The organism is Rhizobium sp. PvP014 (genome assembly GCF_017876855.1).
GTDB classification, from domain to species: domain Bacteria; phylum Pseudomonadota; class Alphaproteobacteria; order Rhizobiales; family Rhizobiaceae; genus Neorhizobium; species Neorhizobium soli.
Map to the genome: position 1 here is coordinate 572,128 of NZ_JAGIOT010000001.1, position 25,585 is coordinate 597,712.

Below are 25,585 nucleotides of genomic sequence, written 5' to 3' on the forward strand. Positions count from 1 at the left end.
GGTTTACAGCCCGCGAATATCGAGCCGTCCCGACTGTTGCATGTCTCCGAACCAGCGCTTTTCGGCGCCCCAGGCATGACCGTCCCAGCCTTCGAACGAAAAGCCCGCCACGATCACAGGCGGCGCATCTTCCGGTCGATTGAGGAGGGTTTCGAACGCATAGACGAAACCCGAGCTCAAGGCTGCGTCCGGCGGCGCGCCCAGCGCCTCCAGCTCCTGTCGGGCCTGATCGTGAACGGATTGCTCGATATAGCGCACGCGTCTTCCGATGCCCTCCAGCAACGACGTCAGCTCCAAGGCGCCGCATTCGTCGCCGGGATCCGAACTCGGCGGAAAAACCAATGTAATCAGTGCGGCTTTCCGCACCGCGGGGCGATTGGTGAACTCCGGGTCGGCCAGCCATTCGGTCGCCTGTCCGCCGCGGCTGACGAGAACCAGTTCGGAGATCGCCGTCCCCGAGACGTCCATGAACCCAGCGGTATTGTTGAAGCGCGTGACCCAGTCACAGCGATCCGTCATCTGCCCGGCATCGACGAAGTCAGGGCAGTTGCCGATGATCGCGATATGGCTTTCGTCTCGGATGTTTGTCTCGTCCTTCAAGATCTTGCCTTTCCAGACTTGGCTATTGCCTGCCGGTAGAGCGCCATGGTCTCGCGACCGAGATAGGGTCTATCGAAACGGCCGGCTGCCAGCACGGCGCGATGATGCAGTTGTTCACGCAACTGTGGCGACTGGATAAGGGATCGCAAGGAGGCTGCGATGTCCTGGGGAAGCGTTCGTTCCGCGAGTAGCCCGGCTCCGGTCGCTCCGACGAATTCCCGCGCGCTCGGATCTTCAGCCGATGCGACCACGGGCCGCCCGAACGCAATCGCCTCCTGGTAAACCAGTCCGAAGCTTTCGTATCGCGACGGTGCCGCAACGATATGAGCCTGCCGATAGAGGTCGTGGAGCATTTCGTCGGGTTGGCGGCCCAGGGCGGTTACCCGTTCGCGCGCAACAGCGCTCATCTGCGACGGCAGATCGACGGACGGCACGCCGAGCAGATTGACGTGAAACGGAGGAAGTGTTCCGGAAGCGACTTCGGCGGCCAGAATTTCTACCGCGCCCATCAGCTCTGCAAAACCCTTGCGCTGTTCCGCACGTCCGACGAACAGGATTCTGACAGGTTCCTCTCCAGCCGGGTAGGGCGATGACTGTGCCGTCTTCAGCAATTCAGGCGGCAGCGAAAGACCGATCGTCCGATGCGGTATTTGGCTATCGATCTTATAGAGGTCGACGATCCGTCGACCGTGTTCGTCCGTGTTGGAGATCAGCCCGGCGCTCGACCCTGCCTGCTTCTTTTCCAGCAAGTTCGCAGCAGCCGCGTCCAGCTTGTCTCGAACCGGCAGCTCAGCCATCCTGCTCCAGGCAGCGGGCGTCGAATTGCGCGTCACAAGCGCAAATCCGTGCCGACCCGTCAGCAAACTCGCTGGCGCGTACCAGTTGGTTGCTTCCACCACGTCGAAGGGCTTTGCCGCATGATCACGCAAAACGGCCTGTCGGAACCGCAGCGGTGCGGCGGCGTGACCGATCGCAGCCCATTTGCGCAGGCGGCCGATACGGGATTGATCCGGGATATCACAACCGACGACGCGAACGCCGTCTATGTCCTGGGCTCCCGAGCGATCGAGCGTGAAGACAGTCACGTCGCAGCCCTCGCCAGAGAGCGCCATAGCGATCTCCCTGGCCGCCGTCGAAAGTCCGCTTGGAGACGGCGGGTAGTCCCAGGCGAGAAGCGCTGTCCGCATCACGACTTCAGCATCCTTTTGTAGATCTCGATATAGTCCCGCGCCATGCGGTCTGCGGTAAAGCGCTCCTCGAACCGGGCGCGGATGCGGCGGCGATCGAGGCTTCCCACCTTGTTTACGGCCTCGACTGCCTGGGCTTCGGTTTCGACGATAAAGCCGGTGACACCGTCTTCCACCACTTCGGAGACCGAACCCTTGTTCCACGCAATCACGGGCGTACCGCAGGCCATCGCCTCGATCATGACCAGACCGAACGGTTCCGGCCAGTCGATTGGAAACAGCAGCGCTGTCGCACCGCGGAGCAACTCGCTCTTGGCCGCATCACCGACCGGGCCGACATACTCGACACCATCGCCAAGCTTCGGCCGGACAGAGGTGTCGAAATAGAGCGGATTGCCGACGTCAACCGTACCGGCGAGCTTGATGGGGTGACCGCACTCGACCGCAACGTCGATTGCCTTGTCCGGCCGCTTCTGGTCGGTCATGCGCCCGATGAAGGCGAGATAGGACCCGGGCTCGAAGGAGGGCTCGAAGCGGTCTCCGTCGACGCCGTGAAGGACGACGCCGGCGCGGTTGGCTTCTGGGATCCCACGTTGCTGGGACGCTGAAATGGCCGCGACCGGCAGGTCGGGGAAGGCATTGAAGAACAGCTTCCGGTCAAGCTCGTCGACGCGCCAATGGATCGTTGTCAGCGATTTCGAGCGCTGATCGCCCAGCAGGGTCGCGTGAAAGAACTCGCCGTGGAAATGCAGGATGTCGAACTCGGCGAGCCGCTGGCGAACCTTATCCAACGTCACGCTTTCGAGCACTGCCGGTATCGAAGGTGGCACGGTGCCGTGTTCGCTCTCCAGAAACTGCAAGCTCGGCAGGGACCCGATGCGGGTGACCGGCGTGGTGCTGTCGGATGCCGCAAACAGGGTAACCTCACAACCCTGGCGTTGCATCGCTACGCAGAGATCGTGGATCACACGCTCCGTTCCGCCATGATCGCGGGGAGGAACGGGGAAGATACTTGGTGCAACCTGCGCAACCCTTATCGGCTTCGGGAGTTCCGGTGCGCATTCTAGCATTTTGTATCCTTGTTGCTCAGAAAGGTTGTGTATGTTCGTTCTTCATGTCGCACTTCAAGGGTGTCTGCGCGGAAATAATGTCGAGTATGGGCTAACGGCCGATACCGGCGGGCATATCCGCTACTTGATGGATCTTGTCGGCGCCTGTGAAGCCTCTGACACCGCCTCCAAAATAGTGATCGCAACGCGCGCCTTCGAAGGCCACGGCGAGGACTATCAGCGGCCTTCCGAGGCCGTGAGCCCGCAGATTTCGATTGTACGGTTGCGTACCAACCGCCCCGATTATGTCAGCAAAGAGGATATGCATGCAGAGGTTGCATCCTTCAGCGAAGAGCTGATCGCTCACCTTCGCGAACATGGGCTTCCTGACATTGTCCATGCGCATTACGCCGACGCTGCGGTCGTCGCTGCGCGGATCAAAACGGAGTTGGGCATTCCCTTCGTTTTCACGGGGCATTCGCTCGGCAGGGTGAAAATTGCGGCCATGCCGGAAATCGCATCGGACGCATCCATGACGCATCGTCTTGCGGCGGAAGAATGCGCGCTTGAACAGGCGTCCCTGATCATTGCGTCCTCGCGCGACGAGGCTGAGCTGCAGTACAAGGGGTATGACAATTACGACGCCGGCAAAATCCGCGTGCTTCCGCCCGGCAGCGACCTCGATGCTTTTCAGGGCGCCCAGTCATCGGAAACTGTCGAGGTGCAGCTCGCTCGTTTCCTCGCTGAACCGGAAAAGCCTGTGTTGCTTGCCATCGCGCGCCCGGTCACCAAGAAGAACCTGATCGGGCTTGTGCGGGCCTACGGAAAATCGCCAGCGCTCCAGGAAGCTGCGAACCTTGTGATCCTCGCCGGCAACCGCTGCGAAATCGACGAGCTCGAACCGGATCTCGCGGACAACCTGCGCGAAATCCTTCATCTCGTCGATACCTACGATCTGTACGGCAAGATCGCCTATCCCAAGATGCATCGACCGGATTTGGTGCCAGCCTACTATGCCTATGCTCGCGATCGCGGTGGCATTTTCGTCAATCCGGCACTCAACGAACCGTTCGGATTGACGCTCCTGGAAGCCTCGGCCGTTGGTCTGCCTTTGATCGCGACAGACAGCGGCGGCCCCAATGATATCGTCGAGACCTGCGGCAACGGTGTCTTGATAGACCCGCGCGACGAGGACGGTCTTGCTTCCGCAGCGCTGAAAATCCTGGGCTGCTCCGAAACGTGGCAGACTTACTCCAAGGCCGGCGAACATGCTGTCGCCTGTTATGACTGGGCGCGACATACCGAACGGTATCACGGCCTGCTCTCGGAGCTGATCGACAAGCCCGCAGCCAAGACGGAAAAGCCCTCGCAGCTACTGATCAGCGACATCGACAACACTCTGGTGGGATCGGTTCCGCATCTGCATGCCTTTGGCAATTGGCGGCGACAGCAGAGTGGATTGTCTTTCGGGGTCGCGACCGGTCGTTCCTTCCACAGCGCCATGGCCATTCTCGAACAGGAGGATGTGCCGAGGCCGGAAGTCATGATCACCTCGGTCGGATCCGAGATCTATCACCTGAGCGAGAACGGCGTCTCCTACGAGTATGACCGGAATTGGGCCGAGCGCATCGCCGAGAACTGGGACCGAAGCGGCATCGAGAGAGTTCTGCGCAAGGCAGGCTTCCTCACCCCGCAGGCGTCGCTCGAACAGCGCGATTTCAAGCTCAGCTATTTCAGTGACGGCTCGAGCGGCGTCGTGGCACGCATCAAGGAACTGCTGGAAAAGGCCGGTTTGCGCGCGTCGGTGATCCACAGCCATCGACGGTACCTCGACGTCCTGCCGCTCAAGGCATCGAAAGGGACGGCCGTTGACTACGTCCGTCGTGGTGCTGGACTGTCTGAAAACATGGTGTTCGTCGCCGGCGATTCCGGCAACGATATCGAGATGCTTCAGGCCATCCCGCAGTCGATCATCGTCGCCAACTACTCGGATGGACTGGCCACGCTTCCTGCACTCAGCCATTCCTATATCGCCTCAGAAACCCATGCGGCAGGCATAATCGAAGGTGTTCTCCACTTCCGCAGACAGGCGGAGGCTGAATGTCTCTCAGTGTCCTGACCCTGGTTCGTGGCCGCGAGCGACATCTCGCCAACCTGATGCGCAGCCTTGGGGAGCAGTCGTGCCTTCCCACGGAACTCGTGATCGCCTGGATGCAGCCGGAGCCTTTCGAGGATCTGCCGAGCCTGCGGTTTCCGGTCAAGCACGTGTTCGTCGAGGGAGAGGACTTGCCTCTTGCCAAGGCGCGGAACGCGGCGGCAAACGCGGCTTCGGGGGATACACTCATGTTTCTCGACGTTGACTGCATCGCGTCGCCAACGGTTGTTGAATCCTACTCTGCCGCCTTGAACGAGCATGACGGGATCTGTCTGAGCGAAGTTCTGTATCTGCCGGCAGAAGTGAACGATTTCCGGGGAGACTACGGTGTGCTCGACGAGCTCGGCAAACCGCATGTCTCCAAGCCCCGGTTTCCTGAATTCGGCCGTGTCGAGCAGGAACCGGATGGCGGCCAGCTTTGGGGCCTGTCCTTCGCGCTGCGAAAAAGCACGTGGCAAGCGATCGGCGGTATGGATGAGCGCTTTGTCGGTTACGGCGGGGAAGAAACCGACTTCGCCGCATCGGCAGAGCAGGCCGGAGTGAAGACCTACCGGGTGGGTGGCGCGCGCGTCTACCACCAGCATCACCCGGTCCTCATACCGCCTCTGCACAACTTCGACCCGATCCTTCGCAATGCCCGCCTCTTTCAGGAAAAGCATGGCCGCTGGTGCATGGGCTACTGGCTTGGCCAGTTCCGCGAGGCGGGGCTGATCCGATGGGAGGAGGATGGCGATGCGCTGGACGTCCTGCGCTTTCCGGACCCGACTGAAATTGAGGCCGCGCGACAGCCCGGTACCGTTCTGTATTCATAGGAATTATCGAGTATGAAAAAGCCAATCGCGTTTTTCGCCCATCATCAGGGCCGCGGACATGCCAACCGTATTATGGCCATTGCCGAGCATTTCAGCCAGGACAGGCAGGTCTCTGTTCTGACGGCCGGGCCGGACTATTTCGAGTCCGTAAGCTCAAGCGTCGAGGTCGTCGCGCTGCCGAACATGATCGGCGAAACGGTCCCGACCGCGCGGCTGTTCGATGAGCCTACACCATCGGTCATGCACTGCGTTCCCTTGGGCCTGCCGTCGATGCGGAAAACGATGCGCACCATCGTCGAGCATCTCGACGACCGCGATATTGGTCTGTTTGTCGTGGACGTGTCGTCGGAGATCGGAATGTTGGGTCGGATCTGCTCCACCCCAACAGTTCAGATGCGCCTCCACGGCGACCGCAACGACGTCGGTCATATCGGATCCTACGAAGCGATGGTCGGCATTCTGGCGCCGTTCGACGAGCGTATGGAGCAGCAGGACTATCCGCGCCATCTTCGCGACAAGACGTTCTATACGGGTGGTCTTTGCACCACCCGCGATCAGGTTCTGTCCCGTGCAGAGGCACGCCAGAGACTTGGGCTGCCCTCGGATCAGAAGATCGTGCTGGTCATGACAGGTGGCGGCGGCAGCGGCACGCCCTATGCGCCGCTGACGATTGCCGCACGGGCCGTCCCGGATGCGCTGTGGCTCGTCGCCGGTCCTGTTCTGCGGGAAGGCCATGAGACGGATTTCCCCAATTTGAAGGAACTCGGCTGGGTCGACAACGTCACGGACCATATCGCAGCGGCCGATATCGTTGTGGCCTCCGCTGGCGACAACACGGTTCATGAGATTGCGCGTGCGGCCCGGAAATTCGTGGTGATGCCCGAATGGCGGTATTTTTCCGAACAGCATCGCAAGGCATCCGAGCTCGTCCGACTTGGCGCAGCGGTTTCCGCTCCATACTGGCCGGGAGATTACGAGGGATGGCGGGGGCTTCTGCAGCGTGCCGAAGAGCTCGACACGGAAGCACTTGCAACTCTGCACGAGCCGGCCGCTGCGGCCAGGGCCGCAAACTGGCTGGAAGAGCTCTGCGACCAGCTCTGGATGGGTGGTGCGCAGCGTATTGCAAGCCCGTTGCTCAAGGTCGTCTGATCATGGTCACGTTGACGACCGTCCTGCGCTCCGGGGGGCGCTACGAGCCGATCTGGGTGGAACGCCTTGCCCGCGGGGCGAGGCGGCATATTGCAGGCCTTGATCGCATCGTCTGTGTCACGGATTTCAATGAGGCAATGGACGGTGTCGAGACCGTCAAATTTCGCCATGACTGGCCGAAGTGGTGGTCGAAATTCGAGGCTTTCCGTCCCGAGCTCTCCGACGATGTCAACATACTCTGCGACCTGGACACGATCTTCATGTCCTCGGCCAGCGAGCTTGCATCAAAAGGCGATGCCGTTGTGATGGAGGATCATTTCCTGAAGTCTCGAGCGTCGACCGCGTTGATGCGCTGGAACAAAGACGATTTCTCGTTTCTGTACGAGCGGTTCAAACGCGATCCGGATCACTGGATTGCGCCGGGCAGTTGCGGAACCGTTCCCAACTCCGTGCACGGCGACCAGGTCGTGGTCGACCATTTCCTACGCGACCAGCAACCGTTCCCGGGCTTCATCCAAAACGAGTATCCTGATCTACTCGATTTCTACGATCCGGCTCGCAAGAACAGCGGACCGGTACTGATCTTCATTGGGGATTCCAAGCCCGACAACGCGACGGCCGACGTCAAGGACGCATGGCTGAACAGCTAGCACTGTCGGGAAGTGCTAGCTGCTGCCACCTCAGACTGTGAGCACGGCCCCGATTTGAGCCATTGACGCATCCATCTTCAGCACAAGTCCTGTGGGATTATAGGCGACATCAACAGATCCCATCGAGCCCAGGCTCGACTTGATCAGTTTTGATCCGAAACCCTTGTGCTCTGGAACGGCGACGATTGGTCCGTCCACTTCGATCCAGCTAAACTGAAGCCTGTTCTCGCCACCCTGTGGCACGACAGACCACTCGATATCGATATGGCCAACCTCGTTGGAAAGCGCACCGTACTTGACGGCGTTGGTCATCAACTCGTGAAGTACCAGGCCGAAGGACATGGCAGCCTGGGGTCCGAGCATGACGGTCGTCCCACGAACCTTGATGCGGTCGCTGTCCTGCATCCCGATATTGCAGACAGTGTTGGCCACCACATCGCGCAATTCGGCTCCGCGCCAATCCTCTTGCGTCAGCATGTCATGCGCTTTGGAAAGAGCGGAGAGGCGCGACTGGATCTTGTCGCGCGCATCGTCCACCGTCTGGGCATTGCGCAAAGACTGGGTGGTGATGGCCTGCACCACGGCAAGCGTGTTTTTGACCCGGTGCGCGAGTTCGTGCATCAGCAGCTTTTGTGTTTCTTCGGCCTGCTTACGCTCGGTGATTTCGACAGATGCACCCGAAAAACGCACGGGCTCGCCGGAGGAGTCGCGGATAAGACGGCCCTTTGCGTGGACCCAGCGAACACCGCCACCTGGCTGGATGATGCGGTATTCGTTATCGAAGGTCGACTGTCCCTCGAACAACCGCCCCAGTTCCGCTTCGAACGCTGGCATGTCGTCGGGATGGAAATTCCGGGTGTATTCCTCAAGCGGCGCGCCAGCGGCTGCGCGACCCGGTTCTACCGTATAGATCTCGGCGAAGTTGGGGTCGGCATAGATCAGGTTCGTCTTCAGATCCCAATCCCAGATGCCGACCATTGTCGATGCGCCGAGAGCAAGCTGCAGGCGCTCTTCGCTTCGTGAAAGCTTGTCCTGCATGGATTTGAGCTCGGTGATATCGAGCGATACGCCGCACATCGCGACGGCTTGCCCCCGGTCATCGTGGACGAGCTGGCCACGCGCGAGCACCCAGGCCACAACACCGTCGGGACGGATGACGCGGTACTGGACATCGTAGTCCGAGCTTCCTGCCAGGGTTTCCTCCACCGCGGCTTGCATGCGGGGCAAGTCGTCGGGATGGATAGCGCTCTGCAGATCGTCATAGCTGAGGGACTGGTCCCTGTGACGACCGAAGTTTCCCCGGCACACGTCAGAGGTCTGGAGTGCCATCGTCGCGAGGTCGAGCTCCCAATACCCGAGGCTTCCAGCCTCGAGAGTTTCCTTCATCCGGCGCTCGGAGCGAATAGCTGCCTGTTCCGCCTTTTTCGTTCCTGTGATGTCGCGGGAGATGGACAGGATCCGATCGGGCTTGCCGTCTCCTCCAAGGATTGGGGAAACTTTCACTTCCCACCACCGCGAGTTTCCTTTGGCCGTTTCCGCCGTCCCGACAAAGCTACAGCTACGTCCGGATCGCGCAGCCTCAAGCGCTTCGCGCGCTGCCGCGTTCCCGTCGTCTTTCCAGAAATCAGGCCAAGGACAGTTGCGGATGGTTTCGAAATCGTCGATTTCCATGACGCGCATGCCGCCAGCGCTCATGAACGTAATGTTGCCGGCGAGGTCGATAACCTTGATACAGTCGTCGCTCGCGGACAGGATTTCCGCCATGAGAGCAACGTCCATCGTGTTTGCCAATGCGACTTCGTGCGGTCGCTGGGATACCGTGTTCATTGTGTATCCGATCGCAAGCGTATGGATATCCGTGTCGAAGTCATTGTCGGCCGTTTCTGAACTGCGAGTGCAAGGTAGCCGCGAGACGGCAGTGGGTGAATGTTGCGGGGAGTTCCCGGTAGTTCAATCAGTCTCAGTCACGGTGCAGGTGGCGCGACGATAATGCTGGGTGGAACGCTCAACCCGATGTCGCCGCGCAGAAGTCGCGCGATGTATTCGAGAGCATTCTTCAAGCCGTTCATCGTATACGGCTTTTCGATTACACCGATTGCACCCACGAAATCTTCCGGAATGCGCTTCAGGTTTCCGGTGATGAATACGTACGGGATCCCCCGGTCGGCAAGGTGCCGCCCGACCTCGAGTCCGGTCGGGCCATCGGTCAGATGCACATCGACAAAGGCAAATTCCGGTATCTGGCCTTCCAGAATGGCCAGCGCCTTTTTCCGGTTCATGGCCTGACCGATTACAGAATGGCCCGCCGCCTCGACTTCTTCTTCGAGCTCAAGCGCCAGAAGGGCCTCGTCTTCAACGATCATGATTTTCAAGCTATGCTCCATATCAGCTATCTAGCGGCAAGATGATGCGGACAGTGGTTCGCCGACCCTCTACCTCACGTTCGATCTCGGCCTCGACCTGACGGCAGCACGTCTCCAGCATCAGCCGTCCGAATTCGTTATCCTCTTCGTCGACGTCGACCGGATCGGCCGTATCGCGGACTTCGATGATGAAATGCCCGTTTGGACGATTGACCACGAGGTGGATCTCTCCACCGCCCACGCTCAATCCGCGTCGGACCGCATCGCCAATGAGTTCATTGACGATCAGAGACAGTGGGGAGGCCTTGGCGGCGGGCACAAGAACCGGTGACAGATCCATGGTGATCCGGATATCGTCGCGCCCGAGCGATCCCACGAGGTCGACAACGTGATCGCGGGCAAAGTCGGCGACATCGAAGCGACCGACGTCGTTCGACATGAAGAGCTTGCGTTGCACCGTGCTAAGGGCCTCGACACGGTTGAGGACCGACAGGAGCGTATGCCGGACCGTTTCGTCCCGTGTTTTCCTGGCCTTGAGTTTCACGATCGAAGCGATGGTCAGCAGGTTGTTCTTGACGCGGTGGTCGACCTCGTGGACGAGGGTCGTCTTTGCATCGAGGGCCTGGGTGAGTTCTGCTGTTCGGGCAGCGACCTCCGCCTCGGCTCTCCGACGCGCCGAAGCGGACTGCATCTCCAACGTCTTGTCATCTGTGAAATCAAGCTGCGACGCGAAGTAGTAGAGCGGATCGCCCTGATCGTCGAACACAGGGCTGATGAAAAGAGCGTTCCAGAACGTCGAGCCGTCTTTCCGGTGGTTGACGATATCAATCGCGATCGACCTCTGGTCCCTGATCGCTTCCCTTATCTTCTGAACTGCCGCTGGGTCGGTCTCGGGTCCTTGCAAAAAACGGCAGTTGCGTCCCACCAGTTCGTCCGCCGGATATCCGGTCAGGTCACTAAAGGCCTTGTTGGAAAAGATGATCGGATTGTCGTACTGTCGCGGATCCGTGATGATCATCGGCATCCGGGTTGCTTTGAATGCTGCGGAGAAGGGATCCTTGGAAGAATGCTCTGCAAGAAGCTTGTCCCCGGCGTCCTGTGCCCCCCTTTTCGCCGAGATCGAGTCGTTCATGAGCATGCCTAATTTACAATTTGCTTTCCAACGCGTGCTCTTGGCTAAATGTTCCGCGCGGTAAAGCCACACGACGGTTTGGGTGCTTTGTGTCACGCGGCCGCTTCAGACGCCGCATCTAAACAGCGCACAGATCTTGATCGTCGTGCGGGATATTACCGGGACAACACCAAAGACCGATGCAGCGGAAACGAGCACTCGGCTGACAACCATCTCATATGATCGGTTCGCGCCGATATTCCTGAGCGCCTCTCGCTTGCTGATCAGGCGATTTTCAGTAAGTGTAAATAACTGTAAATAAACGTAAATGTCAGATCCCGGATAGGAACCGCAAGGAGCTTTTGCTGTTGTTCGCTTGCTATCAAAGGAGCTGACATTGAAATACTCTGCATACCTCGCGACAGGATTGGTCGGCATACTCGTGCTGACCGGGATCTCCACTGCCAATGCCCAGATGATGGGGGCGAAGCCGCTTTCCAGGGGTGACGTTCAGCTTGTCCAGAAGCAACAGGGCAAACAGCATATGCTCAAGGGCCACCGCGGTATGAAGGAACGCCGTCAGGGCTACCGGCGCCACAGCGACGGCTACTGGTACCCGCCCGCAGCATTCGCGTCTGAGGCTCCAAAGAAAAAACCAGGCCGATCCGACAAAGCTCCGTCACCGGTCAGAAAATTCTAGGAGAGAACGCGGCTCATGGGCACTCATCCTCAAGCCGTCAACGAGGTAGTGCCGCGTATTGTGCATAGCTGCACTGCAACATGCTGCCTTTCTACATTCGGATAAGTGGAATATCCAGTCTTCCAACGAAGCAATGCACCTCCTCCCGCAGAGCTTCGTGTTCCAGGCGACCCACTCCTCCCAATGGGCGTCTGGCAGAACAGCGGCACTCCTCCTCCCAGCCGTTGTTCGATCTTTTCGAAAAGCCTGCCGCTCCTCCTCCCGCGGCAGGCTTTTTCGTTTTCGGCGAGCCACAAGGCACGTTCGACTGGCCGGCACTTTGGCGCTGCAGCTTGCGCTTTGTGGCAAACAGGGATGTGAACGAAGGCGATGCGGTTCTTCTTTGAGGTTCACCTGTAGTTTTCGACAACCTTATGCCGTACCGAGCGTTTCGATCCTTTACCGACGTCGTCCAGGGAGAAGCGCGTGCCGCAGGAATTTCGTTTTGAGATGCTAGCTAAGTTCGGCTATGCCGCGCGAGGTGTCGTTTTTCTTCTGGTTGCGGCGTTGGCGCTGTTTTCGAGCTTCGGCGGCGGTCGTCCCGAAAGCAAGTCGGCCATATCGTCGTTGCTGGATCAACCGTTCGGCAAGGTGTGGGTCGGGATAATCGGCATCGGGCTTTTCTGTTTTGTGGCCTGGCGGCTTGCCCAGGCTCTGGCCGACAGTGACGGACATGGCAGCGATGCCAAAGGAATGGTCATTCGAGCAAGCCTTCTCGGCAGCGCCGTGACCTATGTCGGTCTCGGGATCTACGCAATCGGGCTTTCGGTCTTTTCGGGCGGCGGAGGCGGTGGTTCTGGAGAGAAGGGCCTGGCGACATGGATCATGTCCCAACCTTTCGGCTCCTACCTCGCCATCATCGCCGGCATTGGACTGTTCGCAGGAGGTGTCGTTACCATGATAAAGGGCCTGACGCGGAAATTCGAGAAGTATATCAGCATCCCGAGCAACGCCAGCTGGCTTACTTATGTATGTGTATACGGTCTCGTCGCCCGCGGTGTCGTCTTTGCCGTTGTCGGCATCCTGTTTGCCTATGCCGGCTTCAAGGTCGATCCTGATCAAGCTGGCGGCATGGCTGACGCGATGGACTGGTTGAGCGAGCTGCCGGGCGGTGCGACCATCTTCATCGTCATCGCAGCCGGGCTCGCAGCGTTCGGTATCTATAACCTTGTCGCCGCAAGATACCGGACAGTCCGTGGCCCCTCCATGGCAGACGTCAAGCGCACTGTCAGCCGGCCCTTCAACTAGCCGATCGGGACCGTTGACTGGGATCCTGCACTCAGCTGGTCATCGAAATCGCGACCATCATAAACGCGTGAGGGGGTGGGAACGGTCCGTTCCCACCCCCTCATTTGCTATATCCGGCATGCCACGAAAGCAGTGACACGCCGGGCTATTTATTGCGTTAGGCGAGCATGCGCACCTTGGGTTCGCGATCCCAGTACCGCTTTGCAGCGGCCTTCAGGAAGCCGTCCATCCCGACAACACCGTCATCGGTTTCGACGCCGGCTTTCTGCAGCAGTGGCTGGGCCTCGTTCGTATGGCCGATAGCCTTGAGGTGGCCGAACGCATCCATCACCCACTGGACCGCTGCTGCTTCTCGGGTCAGCATGTCGCTGCCTTCCTTCGAGAGGAGAACCGCGACCGCGTCGAAGAGCTGTGACGGCGAACCGGCGAGCTGACCATCGGCTTTCGTTACGTTGCCGTCGGACAGTTTTGCCTTTCCGATCTTAGGCGCAACGACGAATGCGGTGGCGCCAGCCTGGCTGATGGCGTTCTTCAGATCACTCAATGCCTTCGCATCGGTGCCATCAGCAATAAGGATGCCGATCTTTCGACCCTTGACCGTCTCGACCATGTTCTTCTGGATCGACAGGGCTGGCGACGGATCGAGATCGACCGGTTCCCGTGCAGCCGGATTGGCAGCCGGAAGGTCGATTCCGAGACCATCGGCGACCCGCTGCGCCAACTCCTCGTCAACGTTCAGGAGATTACCAATAACGCGCGGCGGAACGTGATCGAACTCGACCTTGGAAAGCTCGAACACGAAAGACGACGCGATATGCGCTTGCTCGGACGCTGTCTGAGACTTCCAGAACATTCGTGCCTGGCTGTAATGGTCGGCAAAGAGCTCGGCGCGGACCCGCAGCTTGTCGCCCTGTTCCTGATCACCTGTCGCCCGTTCGAACGACCGGAAGCCAGTTGCGGGACACTCGCGTGGGCCGCCTTCTTCTCCAGCCATTGAGAGGCTGTTGGGTTCGTAATTGGCACGACCCTTCGGAACGCTCATCTGCATCATGCCGTCACGCTGGAAATTCTGCATGGGGCACTTCGGCGCGTTGATCGGCAGCTGATGGAAATTGGCCGTGCCGAGACGCGATTTCTGGGTATCCAGATAGGAGAACAACCGGCCTTGCAACAGCGGATCGTTGGAGAAGTCGATTCCCGGGACGACGTTCGACGGCAGGAAAGCCACCTGTTCCGTTTCGGCGAAGAAGTTATCGGGGTTGCGATCAAGCACAAGCCGACCGACGATCTTGACCGGCAAAATCTCTTCCGGGATGATCTTGGTGGAGTCGAGCACGTCGTAGGGGAGCTTGCTTGCGAATTCCTCGTCGAAAAGCTGAACGCCGAGCTCCCATTCCGGAAAGTCACCACTGTCGATGGCTTCCCAGAGATCGCGACGGTGGTAGTCGTTGTCGGCGGCCTGAAGCTTGAGCGCCTCATCCCAGATCGTCGACTGAACGCCGAGCTTCGGCTTCCAGTGGAACTTCACGAAGGTCGACTTGCCCTCTTCGTTGACGAAGCGGAACGTATGAATGCCAAAGCCCTGCATCATGCGCAGCGAGCGCGGAATGCCACGGTCCGACATGGCCCATAGAAGCATGTGGGTGGTCTCAGGCATCAGCGACGCGAAATCCCAGAAGGTACCGTGCGCGCTACCGGCCTGCGGATAGGCGCGGTCAGCTTCCATTTTCACCGAGTGAATGAGATCGGGAAACTTGATTGCATCCTGGATAAAGAAGACCGGAATGTTGTTGCCGACCAGATCCCAGTTGCCTTCCTGCGTGTAGAATTTGACGGCGAAGCCGCGAACGTCGCGAGGGGTATCGACAGAGCCAGCGCCGCCTGCAACGGTCGAGAAGCGGACGAAAACCGGAACCTTGTCCCCTACACGCTGAAACACGTCGGCTTTTGTCACGTCACTGAGGGATTCCGTGAGCTCGAAGTAACCGTGTGCGGCAGAGCCTCTGGCATGCACGATGCGCTCAGGGATGCGTTCGTGGTCGAAATGAAAGATTTTCTCGCGGAGAACGAAGTCCTCAAGCAGGCTCGGACCGCGATTGCCGGATTTCAGACTGTTCTGATTGTCGGAGATCCGAACGCCGTGGTTTGTCGTCAGGTGGGCCTGAGCAGGATGCGAGCCATCGGACGGAACATGCTGGTGGGTCTCGCCGCCTTCACCGCGGTCCGTATCATATGTCGTCGGGTCAGCCATTGGATGGTCCTTTGCTCGAATTCAATCCAGCAACAGATATGCCCGCGCGACGCTGCGGCAAGCGTCCGTCGGAGAGATTATCCAAGGGATTACTTTCAAAGCTGCAGGTCAGGCACCGGAGGTGGCTGTGGGCTGAGCTCCCGAGAGTGGTCAGTAAAGGTGTCTCGTAGTCCGCTGTGCCTGCATTAGTGGCCTGACCGGCGTTCGAGGAGGCGTTGCGGTGACGCCGGTCCGGCCGGGAGAGATGCCTATCCCGCGCAAAACTTTCCCGATTGCTCTCTTAGCAAGGCAAGCCCTTGCTCTGTCACGAGGTTCATCCTCGGGTTGCCGCGGCGCCCCGCGAAAAGGTCCGGATACTGGGATGACGTAACAAGTCTCACTTCCGTTCGCGGCAGCTTCTGCAGGTGAACACTTGCACCCTTACGCGCAATATCGACGCCCAACGCACGAAGCGCGTCAGGTGCCGCGATCCAAAGAGTGCCGCTGATGTTCAGCATCCGGATGGTGTGTCCATGGCAGGTCACGGTATTCATCGCCCGTCCTCAGCCGTCGCGACGTCAGCCATGCCGTCGCTCGAAATTGCAACGACGACGGTTTTCGACGGAGGGACAGGTGTATCTCCAACCGCTCCGAAAAATCCTGACAGCATCCGTAAATCCTTCGTGAACCACCGATTATGTGCATTGCACAAAACTAGACGGCGGTTATATACGTGCCCGACTGTATGTAAACTATCCTTGTGCGGAGCACTCGATGCCTAAGGCGTTGCGATCTATCCTGACCATCACCTGCCTCCTCGCCCTCGTCGGGTGCCAGAAGGAAGAAGCCGCAGCACCTCCGGCGCCGCCGCCATCGCCCGTTGGAGTGGTGACGGTACAGCCCGAGACCTTGCCGATCACCAGCGATCTGCCCGGACGTATCGCTCCGACCCGTCTCGCCGAGGTGCGCCCGCGTATCTCCGGGATTATCGTCGAGCGCGTCTTCGAACAGGGCTCCATCGTCAAGGCGGGCGACGTGCTTTACCGCATCGACCCGGCACCGTTCCAGGTTCAGGTCGACAGCGCGCAGGCCACGCTTCGGAGTGCGCAGGCAGCGCAGATGCAGGCTCGCCAGACCGCCGATCGTCAGACCCAGCTCAGCAAATCGAACGTCGCCACTCGCCAGGACCTCGATACCGCGATCTCTGCACTGGCGCAGGCGGACGCTCAAGTCGCCGTCGCCCAGGCCGGCCTTGCCCAGGCCGAGCTCAGCCTGCAATACGCCAATGTCACGGCACCAATCAGCGGCCGCATCGGCCGTGCGCTGATCACGGAAGGCGCCCTGGTCAGCTCGACTGGCTCTGAAAACCTCGCGACCATCCAGCAGCTCGACCCGATCTATGCCGACTTCACCCAGCCGGCCGCCGATCTGATCCGCCTGCGCAAGGCGCTGCAGGACGGCAAGCTGATGACGGGACCGAACGAGGCGAACGCCTATCTCATGCTCGACGACGGCACCAAATATCCGGAAACGGGCCGTTTGCTGTTTTCGGAAGCAGCCGTCGATGAAACCACCGGGCAGGTGACCCTACGCGGTGAATTCCCCAATACCAATGGGGATCTCCTGCCGGGCATGTATGTCCGCGTCCAGATCGAGGAAGGTCTTGAGCGCGATGCCTTCGCCGTGCCGCAGCAGGCTCTGCAGCGCGATTCCGGCGGCCAGGCGAGCGTGCTCGTGGTCGGCGCCGAAGACAAAGTCGAACAGCGCCGCGTCACCGTAGGCCGCGCGCTTGGCGAACGCTGGGTCATCTCGCAGGGCCTCAAGGCCGGCGACCGCGTGATTGCGGAGGGGTTCCAGAAGACCGCTCCCGGCGCCACCGTCAAGCCTGAGCCCTGGTCTGCGGACAAGCCCGCGACCGAGCAATCGACGCAGGGCGACGCCAAGGCTGCTCCTGCAGAGCCGGCGAAGAAGTAAGGACCAGGTTACATGGCAAGTTTCTTCATCGACCGGCCGATCTTCGCCTGGGTCGTCGCAATCTTCATCATGCTCGCAGGCGTGCTGACAATTCCGATGCTGCCGATTGCGCAGTATCCGAATGTCGCACCGCCGCAGATCACCGTCTCCACCAACTATCCCGGCGCTTCGCCAGACGATATCTACCAGGGCGTGACGCGTCCGATCGAAGAAGAACTGAACGGCGTTCCCGGGCTGATCTATTTCGAATCGACGTCTGAATCGTCGGGCCGCGTGTCCATCAACGTCACCTTCGCACCCGGTACGAATATCGGCGAAGCGCAGGTCGAGGTGCAGAACCGCATCGCCCGCGCCGAACCCCGCCTGCCGGGCGCCGTCACATCGCAGGGCGTGCGCGTCGAGCAGGCAGGCACATCGTTCTTGATGGTCGTGTCGCTGACCTCCACGGACGGCAATACCGACGTCATCGGTCTCGGCGACTATCTGAACCGCAACGTGCTTGGCGAGATCCGCCGCGTGCCCGGCGTCGGCAGTGCTCAGTTGTTCGCCACCCAGCGCTCCATGCGGATCTGGATGGATCCCGACAAGATGGTCGGCCTCAAGCTGACGGCCTCCGATGTTACGGCTGCGATCAGCGCCCAGAACGCGCAGGTCGCCGCCGGTCGTATCGGCGCGACGCCGAACCCGATCGGCCAGCAGATTTCCGCAACCATCAATGTCCAGGGCCAGCTGACCAATCCCGAAGCGTTCGGAGCGATCGTGCTGCGCGCCAATCCCGATGGTTCGTCGGTGCGGTTGCGCGATGTCGCCCGCATCGAGGTCGGCGGCGAAAGCTACAACTTTTCCAGCCGCCTCAACGGCAAGCCAAGCGCTGCCATCGGCGTCCAGCTGTCGCCGACCGCCAATGCACTCGACACGGCGAAAGGCGTGCGCGCGGTCATGACCGAGCTGCAGCAGTATTTCCCGTCCGGCATCGAATACGAGATCCCGTACGATACCAGCCCGTTCGTGGAAGTCTCGATCGAGAAGGTCATCCATACGCTGATCGAGGCGATGATCCTCGTCTTCGTGGTGATGTACGTCTTCCTTCAGAACATCCGCTACACGCTGATCCCGACACTGGTCGTCCCGGTGGCGCTGCTTGGCACCTGTGCGGTGATGTATGTCTCCGGCTTCTCCATCAATGTGCTCACCATGTTTGCGATGGTGCTCGCGATCGGCATTCTCGTCGACGACGCCATCGTCGTCGTCGAAAACGTCGAGCGCATCATGGCACAGGAAAAGCTGTCGCCGAAGGAGGCGACCCGCAAGGCGATGGGCCAGATTTCGGGCGCCATCATCGGCATCACGCTCGTCCTGAGTGCGGTGTTCATCCCGATGGCCTTCTTCCCCGGTGCGGTCGGCATCATCTATCAGCAGTTCTCGCTGACCATGGTGGTCTCGATCCTGTTCTCGGGTTTCCTTGCCCTGTCGCTCACGCCCGCACTGTGCGGTTCGTTCCTCAAGCCGATCAAAGGCGATCACCACGAGAAGAAGGGCGTCTTCGGCATTTTCAACCGCGGTTTCGACAAGGCTTCGCATGGCTATTCCCGCACGGTCGGTGGCATCATCAAGCGATCCGGTCGCTTCATGGTCATCTACGTCGCGCTTCTCGTCGGCCTCGGCTGGGCCTATCTGCAGCTGCCGAGCTCGTTCCTGCCCAACGAAGACCAAGGCTTCCTGATCGTCGACGTTCAGGCACCTGCCGAGGCAAGCACCGACCGCACCACCGAGGTCGTCGCGCAGATCGAAAAGATCGCGCTCAGTGAAAAGGCCGTCGAGCGCATCATCGCCATCAACGGCTATTCCTTCTCCGGCAGCGGCCAGAATGCCGCGCTCGCCTTCATCACCCTGAAGGACTGGTCGGATCGCGGTCCTGAGGATTCGGCTGATGCGATCGCCAAGCGGATCAACGGCCAGATCTTTGGCATCCGCGATGCGATCGCGTTCTCGCTGTCGCCGCCGCCGATCCAGGGTCTCGGCAACTCGTCCGGCTTTACCTTCCGATTGCAGGATCGTGCCGGCAACGGCCAGACGGCACTTGGCGCGGCGCGCGACCAGTTGATGGCCGCCATTGCCAAGAGCCCGGTTCTCGCAGGCGTTCGCATCGAAGGCATGCCGGATGCGGCACAGGTGAACCTCCTCATCGACCGTGAGAAAGCCAACACGTTCGGCGTCACATTCGGCGACATCAACTCGACGATCACCGCAAACCTCGGCTCGTCCTATGTGAACGACTTCCCGAATGCGGGACGCATGCAGCGCGTGCAGGTTCAGGCCGACGGCAAGCAGCGCATGAAGACAGAAGACCTGCTGCGGCTCAACGTCCGCAACGCCAATGGCGGCATGGTGCCGATGGCCTCATTCGCGTCGGTCGAATGGGTCCGGGGCCCGTCGCAGGTTGTTGGCTATAACGGCTACCCGTCGATCCGCATCGCCGGCCAGGCAGCACCGGGCTTCTCCTCCGGTGACGCCATCACCGAGATGGAACGGCTTGCCGGCGAACTGCCGAACGGTTTCGGTTACGAATGGACCGGCCAGTCGCTGCAGGAAATCCAGTCGGGGTCGCAGGCACCCGCCCTGATCGCGCTCAGCGTGCTCTTCGTGTTCCTGCTGCTGGCAGCCTTGTACGAAAGCTGGTCGATCCCGATCTCGGTCATGCTCGTCGTGCCGCTCGGGGTCATCGGTTCGGTTGCGGCCGTCATGCTTCGGGGAATGTCGAATGACGTCTACTTCCTCGTGGGTCTGATCGCCATTATCGGTCTGTCGGCGAAGAACGCCATTCTGATCATCGAGTTCGCCAAGGACCTCCGCGCCGAAGGCCGCTCCACGTTTGATGCGACGGTCGAGGCAGCGCATCTGCGCTTCCGCCCGATCCTGATGACGTCGCTTGCGTTCACCCTCGGCGTCGTTCCGATGGCAATTGCCACCGGTGCCAGTGCTGCCAGTCAGAATGCGATCGGCACCGGCGTGCTCGGCGGGATGATCTCGGCGACCTTGCTGGCCATCTTCTTCGTTCCCGTGTTCTTCGTCTTCGTGATGAAAGTCTTCCGCGTGAAGGAGCCGAACCACGAAGCAGAAAAGGCAGCTCCCAAAGCGGCGGAGTAGGGGAGAGCGGGAAGAGGAGGACAAGGATGAGACGAACGAAAGCCGAAGCGGCCGAGACGCGCTGTGCCGTCCTGACCGCAGCCGAGCAGCTTTTTTTCGAGAAAGGCGTCGCCAACAGTACTCTGGACGAAATCGCGGCTGCCGCTGGTGTCACACGTGGAGCGGTCTACTGGCACTTTGCCAGCAAGAGCGACCTGTTCCTCCAACTCTACAACGCGGCGCAGCTTCCCCGGGTCGACATGAGCGACGCTGCCGGCTCGGGTTGCGAGGATACTGATCCGATCTCGGCGGTGGAAACCATTGCTCTCGACTGGTTTGGGATGCTCGCAAGCGACGTCCAGCGTCAGCGGCTCCTCACGATCCTTCTGAGAACGAACTTCGAACATGAGTTCGAACCTGTCCTGCAGGAGATGGACGCCCTCAGCGCTGAGCACACTAAAAACATGGAGCGCATCTTTGCCAAGGCTGAAGACAAGGGACAGCTGTCACCCTTGTGGACTCCTGCCGCGTGCAGCCGCGCCGTGCACTGGCAGATGAAGGGTATCTGTTGGGAGTGGCTGCTGTTTGGCCGGAAGTTCGACCTCGTCATCTTGGGCGGAGACAGCGTCCGAAAGCTGTTCGCGACCTTCAGGCGCTGATCGTGATGGATGGGGAGAAATCGGCAGGCTCGGTCAAGCAAGTGGACATTGTCGCCGGATCTGTCGATGCTATGCTTTCCCCGATGACCGATATCTTCCAGGTCTATACCGACGGTTCGTTCGACGCCACTTCCCGATCTGGCGGCTGGGCGATCGTCGCTTTCAAAGGCGACGTGCAGATCCATGTCGCCTCGGGGACGACGATCGGCAGCTCGAACAATACGTTCGAGGTGCTGTCTGTCATGCGCGCGGCGTCTTGGCTTGAAGCCGAAGCGACGGGAATGGCTGCGGTGATATGGACCGATTCCGCCCATGTCGTCGAAGGGTGCCGTCGATGGCGGTTCATCTGGCGCGGCAACGGCTGGAAGCGGGTAAGATCAAACCCGCACGAACGTCGTCGGCCAATCCCGGATGCAGATGTCTGGCGCGAACTGGACGCTTTCCTCGAGCGCAACCCGCTTGTCACAATTCAATTGTGCAAAGGGCATTCCGGAATCTCCGGAAACGACCTGGCCGATGCGGCAGCGAGATCCGCCTTGGGGGGGATAAGGCACGTTGCCGGCTCCCGAGCGCGAAAGACCTGCTGAACATGACAGAAGTCATGTGGCGGACTTGCAACTATGATTGTGCAGTCGCTACTGCAAGATCATCTTTATTAGCTCTTTCCGTTAGCAAACAGCGCGACTCTGATAGTGGATTGAATCACCGATCAGGCATCGGACCACTAAAGGATATGTCATGAACACTCTCTCAAAAGCCCTGGCCACCGTTCTCCTCGCCTCGGCAATCGCAGTCCCGGTGTCTGCCGCAGATCTCGCGCCCATGGAAACTCCGCTTGCCGCACCGGCGACGTCTGGTTTTTACTTTGGTTCGCTGAGCTCCGTAAACTTCCTTGACGATACAGGCTTTGATTTCGGCGCCGCGTCGGTGTCCACCGAGTATGACGTCGGCTACTACAGCGCACTGCGCGCCGGCTATAACTTCGGATCGATGGGCTTCGTTTCGCCGCGCCTCGAGCTTGAACTTGGTTACGGCAGCGCGTCTGTCGACGAACACAGCGTTTCCGGATTTGGCGGCGTTGGCGGTATCGACTCCTACGGCGACGCTCGCTCGTTCCAGGGCTATGTCAATGGCTATCTCGATATCCCGCTTGCAGCTGAAGGCGCAGTCAGCGCGATCACGCCTTACGTCGGCGGCGGTGCAGGTTTCATGAACCTGGAACTGCGCAAGCAGGGCGTCAGCGGAACCGGTACCGGCACGCTGATGGATGATTCCGACACCCAGTTCGCCTACCACCTTGATGCCGGCGTCGGCATCAATCTGCAGGCTATCGGTCTGTTCACGAACACTTCGCTGTTCGACAACACGACGTTCGATATCGGGTATCGCTTCACAGCTGCCGACGATTTCAACTTCGAGGCCCGCGACGGATCCACGTCGAGCACCGACTTCCGCAGCCATGCTGTGACATTCGGCCTGCGTCGCCAGTTCTGATCTGAGGGTCTGGCCGGTTCCGCGACCGGCCAGACCTATTCTGCTTGAGACGTTTCAGATCTCGCCCTCGGGCTTTTCGCCCTTGGCGTCTTCAAGGCCTTTTTCAGCCTTCTTCAGCAAATCCTCACGGTCCTTGTCGGCATTCTCGCTCGTGCGATCCGCATCGCTTCCGGTCTTTTTGTCGTCACTCATTTTATTCTCCTTCTGGTCAGAGATTCATGATGGCCAGATGGTCCAGAATATAATTCCGACCACCACGATGAACGACAGCGGCAGCGCCAGGAACCGCAGCATGCCAGTGCCTGTGTTGTCCCGGCCCAGCCAGGCGAACCACCAGTCCGGGCCTTGATTTCCGCTCTGTGACATCAGCGCCCTTTCACTTGGTTGTGCCGTATCCGGGCGTACCTGTTTTCTCCGAGGCGTCTTTGCGTTCCTGCTCCGGAGTTCGCGTCGTGTCGACGCTTTCCTTGAAGCGCTGGTGCCCATCATTTTCGATCAGCGTTTTGTCGGCGTCCTCGGTAACCGGTGGGTTCTTCACGGTCATTCCTTCCAGTCCTGTCACGACGAGCTCATGAGCCCGTAGATGACGATTGCGATATACAGGCTGAAGGCGCCGAGCACGTATATGCCAAGCACGACGATCACTCCGCGCCCTAACAGTCCCTTCTTCTTTCGGACTTCAGGCGGGTCTCTCATTTTGTCGATACTGGGTTCATCTTCGGGCTTCATCGCATTTCCTTTCATTCAAGGAGGCGAACAGTCCGCAAGCCGCATAGTTCCGGCCGTTTCGAGGCGCAGCGGAATGTGAGGACAATCCGTGCGGCCTATCCACCAGTGCCGTCTTCTTTTGAAATTTAAACGTAAATTTCGGCGAGACGTCGATCTCGCCGAAATCCAGTGTTTGCCCTGCGGTTATTGCTGCGGTTCGTGGAACGGACAGCCGTTGAACCTGGCTCTGAAACCGGCAGAGTGGCGGTAGGTTTCGTTACGTGCCCGGTTGATGCCGCCGAGAGGCTGGTGATCTGCAAGGCCGGTCCAGACGCTGAACCGCATTTCCTCGTCGACCTTCTGCACCTTGGCGTCGCTCCAGCTATCCTGCGGAGCGGCGCTCAAAGTTGCAACGGTCACGAACGGAGCTTCGTCTTCCTTCCATTCTACGGTCGGGTCCTCGATCGGTTGCGCTTCGATATCGCGACAGAGCTGGACCTGGAATTCCCACAGGCCCCGCGTTTCCTGCATTTCCGCCTGGACCGTCTCACGGATGGCGTTCTCGCGGACGCTGGCATCGATTACGGTTCCGGTGCGCTTGGTCAGATCCGGTGAGATCGGCTTCACGCGGAACTTCGCGACGTAGTCACCATAGCGAAACGGCGTGACACTGAAATAGGTCTCGCCGAGCGGATCGACATTCGGCGCGCCGCCGAGGGACTGAATGGTGGGGCTCGTCACGCCGACGGCTTCGAGGCCCTTGTTGACGGTCTGAAGCACGCTGGACATCACGGTCTTTGTGCCTTCCAGCTTGTCCGTGGTCTTGGCAAGGAGCTTGAGGCTGGAGAGAAATTTCTTCGGATCCGGCGTCTGGAAGATCGGGCCGTTGACCATCACGAAGTCCTGGTTATTGCCGTCCGCGCCAGGCAGGCGAGTACCCTCGACGCCGACAACCTTGATCGCCAACCCGCGTGGAAGAGCGACAGCGTCGGGCAAGATGTCGCCGGCGTTTGTGGAAAGACGCATGTAGACCGGATGTTCGCCCGGTTTGGCAAACAGACCTTGCGCGAACTCGGGCGGCAGCCCGTCCTTGACGGTCATTGTACCCTCAAGGATGCCGTGTGCTTTGGCGTGCACGGACCGAACGGCATGGCCGTAATCCTCGGCAGTCTTTTCAAGAATGATGTCGAACTGATCGATTAGACCCGAGATCGTCTCGCGCTCATCAGGTTTGACTGTTTCGAGGTCTGGGGAATAACGGACGGGCGTGGGTGCAATCATCTGGCGCTCCTTCAAAATCCAAAAACGCCAGAATAGTGCTCCTGGTTCCAGCGCAAGCTAATAAGCTCGCCGGCTGGGGGATGCGGCCCCTCGGGGAGCCGCATCCTGAGTGGTCACTCAGGCGCTACGGGCCTGCTGTGGGTGTCTGCCCTCTTCGAATTCCTCGACGATCTTCGCGCAGAAAGCCGGCAAATCCTTCGGGGTGCGGCTCGTCACGAGCCCCTTGTCGACAACAACTTCCTTGTCGACCCAGATGCCACCAGCGTTCTCAATGTCCTTGCGAACTGTCGGATACGATGTCACCGTCCGGCCATTCAGGACGTCTGCTTCGACGAGAAGCCACGGCGCGTGACAGATGACGCCCACGGGTTTTGCCTGCTGGAAGAATGCGTGCACGAAGGCGATCGTCGCCTTGTCGGCTCTCAGCTTGTCGGCGCCCACGCATCCGCCCGGAATGACGAGGCCGTCGAACTCGTCAGCCGCGACGTCACTGACCGTCTTGTCAACGGTATAGCTGCTCCCGGCGTCGAGGTCGTTGTTGTTCGTCTGGGCCTCGCCGCTTTCAAGGCCGATGACAGTGACCGTGGCACCGGCTGCCTCGACCGCGTCTTTCGGCTGCTTGAACTCGGGCTCTTCAGTGCCGCGCGGAGCAATTAGAATGGCGATTTTTTTGCCTTGAAGGGTCATCGTGTTTCCTCACTTTTCTTGATGTGGAGGAGCGTTAATGACGGTTGGCATGAAAAGTTTCATCCAGCCGAACACTTCGACTTGTCACCTTGCTCTGCCGCCAGTCGAAGTTTCCGGAGGCGCTCGCTTTTTTCCTCCCGACGTCGCCGTTCGTCATCTGCAGTCTCGCGCGCAACGGCATTGGTGTGCTCGAAGGCGGCCGCGCGTTCGCCCATGGTCAGCGTTCTCCTGATCCTTGAAACCATCGTATCCATCTCTGTGATTGCTTCCCCAATACATGGGACTCGTTGAGCGCCTCATCAACATATTGCGCCTGTACGGTAGCGGACCGACACGACACGAAGGCACGTGGGACATCGCAGT

The 25,585-nt window shown here is 59.8% G+C and carries 24 protein-coding genes; 11 read left to right on the forward strand and 13 right to left on the reverse strand.

Features of this window, described 5'->3' with window-relative positions; all coding sequences use genetic code 11:
• Positions 1-3 precede the first annotated feature (3 nt).
• Genes J3A65_RS02605 through J3A65_RS02615 form a run of 3 tightly spaced genes read right to left on the reverse strand, consistent with a single transcriptional unit; the run spans position 4 to position 2,857 of the window.
• Positions 4-600, reverse strand: a complete 597-nt coding sequence (locus J3A65_RS02605; RefSeq protein WP_209899166.1) for a hypothetical protein — start codon at positions 598-600, stop codon at positions 4-6.
• Positions 597-1,787: a glycosyltransferase family 4 protein gene (locus J3A65_RS02610; protein ID WP_209899925.1), complete on the reverse strand. Its 1,191-nt coding sequence runs from the start codon at positions 1,785-1,787 to the stop codon at positions 597-599. Before J3A65_RS02610 ends, J3A65_RS02605 begins: the two co-directional genes overlap by 4 nt.
• Positions 1,787-2,857, reverse strand: coding sequence for a glycosyltransferase family 4 protein (locus tag J3A65_RS02615; RefSeq protein WP_209899171.1), 1,071 nt, complete (start codon positions 2,855-2,857; stop codon positions 1,787-1,789). The genes J3A65_RS02610 and J3A65_RS02615 overlap by 1 nt, the downstream gene beginning before the upstream one ends.
• Positions 2,858-2,888: 31 nt before the next feature.
• Here J3A65_RS02615 and J3A65_RS02620 point away from each other — a divergent pair, with 31 nt between their 5' ends.
• From J3A65_RS02620 to J3A65_RS02635, 4 genes are read left to right on the forward strand one after another with little or no spacing between them, the layout of a single operon-like run.
• Positions 2,889-4,955, forward strand: a complete 2,067-nt coding sequence (locus J3A65_RS02620) for an HAD-IIB family hydrolase (RefSeq protein ID WP_209899174.1) — start codon at positions 2,889-2,891, stop codon at positions 4,953-4,955.
• Entirely contained in the window at positions 4,937-5,803 is an 867-nt protein-coding gene (locus J3A65_RS02625; protein ID WP_209899177.1) for a galactosyltransferase-related protein, read from the forward strand. Before J3A65_RS02620 ends, J3A65_RS02625 begins: the two co-directional genes overlap by 19 nt.
• A 12-nt stretch (positions 5,804-5,815) precedes the next feature.
• On the forward strand, positions 5,816-6,952 hold the full coding sequence (locus J3A65_RS02630; protein ID WP_209899180.1) for a glycosyltransferase: 1,137 nt from the start codon (positions 5,816-5,818) through the stop codon (positions 6,950-6,952).
• A gap of 2 nt (positions 6,953-6,954) precedes the next feature.
• Complete coding sequence (locus tag J3A65_RS02635; protein ID WP_209899183.1) at positions 6,955-7,602, forward strand: hypothetical protein; 648 nt, start codon at positions 6,955-6,957, stop codon at positions 7,600-7,602.
• 30 nt (positions 7,603-7,632) lie between these two features.
• Here the strand turns inward: J3A65_RS02635 and J3A65_RS02640 are convergent, their stop codons facing one another.
• The 3 genes from J3A65_RS02640 to J3A65_RS02650 form a co-directional block, all read right to left on the reverse strand.
• Complete coding sequence (locus J3A65_RS02640; protein WP_209899186.1) at positions 7,633-9,429, reverse strand: PAS domain-containing sensor histidine kinase; 1,797 nt, start codon at positions 9,427-9,429, stop codon at positions 7,633-7,635.
• 137 nt (positions 9,430-9,566) lie between these two features.
• Positions 9,567-9,974, reverse strand: coding sequence for a response regulator (locus J3A65_RS02645; protein WP_062459470.1), 408 nt, complete (start codon positions 9,972-9,974; stop codon positions 9,567-9,569).
• A gap of 13 nt (positions 9,975-9,987) precedes the next feature.
• Entirely contained in the window at positions 9,988-11,097 is a 1,110-nt protein-coding gene (locus tag J3A65_RS02650) for a PAS domain-containing protein (RefSeq protein WP_209899190.1), read from the reverse strand.
• Positions 11,098-11,473: 376 nt separating this feature from the next.
• Here J3A65_RS02650 and J3A65_RS02655 point away from each other — a divergent pair, with 376 nt between their 5' ends.
• Both J3A65_RS02655 and J3A65_RS02660 read left to right on the forward strand, forming a co-directional pair.
• Positions 11,474-11,776: a hypothetical protein gene (locus J3A65_RS02655; protein ID WP_156461779.1), complete on the forward strand. Its 303-nt coding sequence runs from the start codon at positions 11,474-11,476 to the stop codon at positions 11,774-11,776.
• Positions 11,777-12,241: 465 nt separating this feature from the next.
• The gene (locus J3A65_RS02660) at positions 12,242-13,063 is read left to right on the forward strand and encodes a DUF1206 domain-containing protein (RefSeq protein WP_062459479.1); all 822 of its coding nucleotides are present in this window, start codon (positions 12,242-12,244) and stop codon (positions 13,061-13,063) included.
• Positions 13,064-13,220: 157 nt separating this feature from the next.
• Here J3A65_RS02660 and J3A65_RS02665 read toward each other — a convergent pair whose 3' ends face one another.
• A complete protein-coding gene (locus tag J3A65_RS02665; RefSeq protein WP_092663203.1) occupies positions 13,221-15,314 on the reverse strand; it encodes a catalase in 2,094 nt (697 codons plus the stop codon).
• Positions 15,315-16,067: 753 nt separating this feature from the next.
• On the opposite strand from J3A65_RS02665, the gene J3A65_RS02670 reads away from it, so the two are divergent.
• The 5 genes from J3A65_RS02670 to J3A65_RS02690 all read left to right on the forward strand — a co-directional run bounded on the left by J3A65_RS02670 (position 16,068) and on the right by J3A65_RS02690 (position 22,546).
• On the forward strand, positions 16,068-17,267 hold the full coding sequence (locus J3A65_RS02670) for an efflux RND transporter periplasmic adaptor subunit (protein WP_092663201.1): 1,200 nt from the start codon (positions 16,068-16,070) through the stop codon (positions 17,265-17,267).
• 12 nt (positions 17,268-17,279) lie between these two features.
• Positions 17,280-20,414 (forward strand): efflux RND transporter permease subunit, encoded by a 3,135-nt coding sequence (locus tag J3A65_RS02675; protein ID WP_209899193.1) that lies wholly within the window; start codon positions 17,280-17,282, stop codon positions 20,412-20,414.
• A gap of 26 nt (positions 20,415-20,440) precedes the next feature.
• Positions 20,441-21,052, forward strand: coding sequence for a TetR family transcriptional regulator (locus J3A65_RS02680; protein WP_062459490.1), 612 nt, complete (start codon positions 20,441-20,443; stop codon positions 21,050-21,052).
• Positions 21,053-21,057: 5 nt separating this feature from the next.
• Positions 21,058-21,639, forward strand: a complete 582-nt coding sequence (locus J3A65_RS02685; RefSeq protein ID WP_348635814.1) for an RNase H family protein — start codon at positions 21,058-21,060, stop codon at positions 21,637-21,639.
• A gap of 151 nt (positions 21,640-21,790) precedes the next feature.
• Complete coding sequence (locus J3A65_RS02690) at positions 21,791-22,546, forward strand: porin family protein (RefSeq protein ID WP_062578150.1); 756 nt, start codon at positions 21,791-21,793, stop codon at positions 22,544-22,546.
• A 54-nt stretch (positions 22,547-22,600) separates the two neighbouring features.
• Here the strand turns inward: J3A65_RS02690 and J3A65_RS02695 are convergent, their stop codons facing one another.
• From J3A65_RS02695 to J3A65_RS02720, 6 genes are all read right to left on the reverse strand, one after another.
• The gene (locus J3A65_RS02695; RefSeq protein ID WP_156461778.1) at positions 22,601-22,738 is read right to left on the reverse strand and encodes a hypothetical protein; all 138 of its coding nucleotides are present in this window, start codon (positions 22,736-22,738) and stop codon (positions 22,601-22,603) included.
• A 184-nt stretch (positions 22,739-22,922) separates the two neighbouring features.
• On the reverse strand, positions 22,923-23,090 hold the full coding sequence (locus J3A65_RS02700) for a hypothetical protein (protein WP_156466531.1): 168 nt from the start codon (positions 23,088-23,090) through the stop codon (positions 22,923-22,925).
• 14 nt (positions 23,091-23,104) lie between these two features.
• On the reverse strand, positions 23,105-23,275 hold the full coding sequence (locus J3A65_RS02705) for a hypothetical protein (protein ID WP_156461775.1): 171 nt from the start codon (positions 23,273-23,275) through the stop codon (positions 23,105-23,107).
• A gap of 183 nt (positions 23,276-23,458) precedes the next feature.
• Complete coding sequence (locus J3A65_RS02710) at positions 23,459-24,535, reverse strand: catalase family protein (protein WP_209899196.1); 1,077 nt, start codon at positions 24,533-24,535, stop codon at positions 23,459-23,461.
• A gap of 117 nt (positions 24,536-24,652) precedes the next feature.
• Positions 24,653-25,222 carry a type 1 glutamine amidotransferase domain-containing protein gene (locus J3A65_RS02715; RefSeq protein WP_209899199.1) on the reverse strand — a complete coding sequence of 190 codons (570 nt, stop codon included), beginning with the start codon at positions 25,220-25,222 and terminating at the stop codon, positions 24,653-24,655.
• Between the two features lie 59 nt (positions 25,223-25,281).
• Positions 25,282-25,437, reverse strand: coding sequence for a hypothetical protein (locus tag J3A65_RS02720; protein ID WP_245341418.1), 156 nt, complete (start codon positions 25,435-25,437; stop codon positions 25,282-25,284).
• Positions 25,438-25,585 lie beyond the last annotated feature (148 nt).

What these genes read in the sequence shown, in the direction of transcription:
- J3A65_RS02675 (WP_209899193.1), top strand. Translation starts at nt 17,280, where the DNA reads ATGGCAAGTTTCTTCATCGACCGGCCGATCTTCGCCTGGGTCGTCGCA.
- J3A65_RS02665 (WP_092663203.1), bottom strand. Translation starts at nt 15,314, where the DNA reads ATGGCTGACCCGACGACATATGATACGGACCGCGGTGAAGGCGGCGAG.
- J3A65_RS02715 (WP_209899199.1), bottom strand. Translation starts at nt 25,222, where the DNA reads ATGACCCTTCAAGGCAAAAAAATCGCCATTCTAATTGCTCCGCGCGGC.
- J3A65_RS02700 (WP_156466531.1), bottom strand. Translation starts at nt 23,090, where the DNA reads ATGACCGTGAAGAACCCACCGGTTACCGAGGACGCCGACAAAACGCTG.
- J3A65_RS02695 (WP_156461778.1), bottom strand. Translation starts at nt 22,738, where the DNA reads ATGAGTGACGACAAAAAGACCGGAAGCGATGCGGATCGCACGAGCGAG.
- J3A65_RS02625 (WP_209899177.1), top strand. Translation starts at nt 4,937, where the DNA reads ATGTCTCTCAGTGTCCTGACCCTGGTTCGTGGCCGCGAGCGACATCTC.
- J3A65_RS02640 (WP_209899186.1), bottom strand. Translation starts at nt 9,429, where the DNA reads ATGAACACGGTATCCCAGCGACCGCACGAAGTCGCATTGGCAAACACG.
- J3A65_RS02610 (WP_209899925.1), bottom strand. Translation starts at nt 1,787, where the DNA reads ATGCGGACAGCGCTTCTCGCCTGGGACTACCCGCCGTCTCCAAGCGGA.
- J3A65_RS02650 (WP_209899190.1), bottom strand. Translation starts at nt 11,097, where the DNA reads ATGAACGACTCGATCTCGGCGAAAAGGGGGGCACAGGACGCCGGGGAC.
- J3A65_RS02690 (WP_062578150.1), top strand. Translation starts at nt 21,791, where the DNA reads ATGAACACTCTCTCAAAAGCCCTGGCCACCGTTCTCCTCGCCTCGGCA.
- J3A65_RS02620 (WP_209899174.1), top strand. Translation starts at nt 2,889, where the DNA reads ATGTTCGTTCTTCATGTCGCACTTCAAGGGTGTCTGCGCGGAAATAAT.
- J3A65_RS02720 (WP_245341418.1), bottom strand. Translation starts at nt 25,437, where the DNA reads ATGGGCGAACGCGCGGCCGCCTTCGAGCACACCAATGCCGTTGCGCGC.
- J3A65_RS02630 (WP_209899180.1), top strand. Translation starts at nt 5,816, where the DNA reads ATGAAAAAGCCAATCGCGTTTTTCGCCCATCATCAGGGCCGCGGACAT.
- J3A65_RS02705 (WP_156461775.1), bottom strand. Translation starts at nt 23,275, where the DNA reads ATGAAGCCCGAAGATGAACCCAGTATCGACAAAATGAGAGACCCGCCT.
- J3A65_RS02680 (WP_062459490.1), top strand. Translation starts at nt 20,441, where the DNA reads ATGAGACGAACGAAAGCCGAAGCGGCCGAGACGCGCTGTGCCGTCCTG.
- J3A65_RS02710 (WP_209899196.1), bottom strand. Translation starts at nt 24,535, where the DNA reads ATGATTGCACCCACGCCCGTCCGTTATTCCCCAGACCTCGAAACAGTC.
- J3A65_RS02635 (WP_209899183.1), top strand. Translation starts at nt 6,955, where the DNA reads ATGGTCACGTTGACGACCGTCCTGCGCTCCGGGGGGCGCTACGAGCCG.
- J3A65_RS02670 (WP_092663201.1), top strand. Translation starts at nt 16,068, where the DNA reads ATGCCTAAGGCGTTGCGATCTATCCTGACCATCACCTGCCTCCTCGCC.
- J3A65_RS02685 (WP_348635814.1), top strand. Translation starts at nt 21,058, where the DNA reads ATGGATGGGGAGAAATCGGCAGGCTCGGTCAAGCAAGTGGACATTGTC.
- J3A65_RS02615 (WP_209899171.1), bottom strand. Translation starts at nt 2,857, where the DNA reads ATGCTAGAATGCGCACCGGAACTCCCGAAGCCGATAAGGGTTGCGCAG.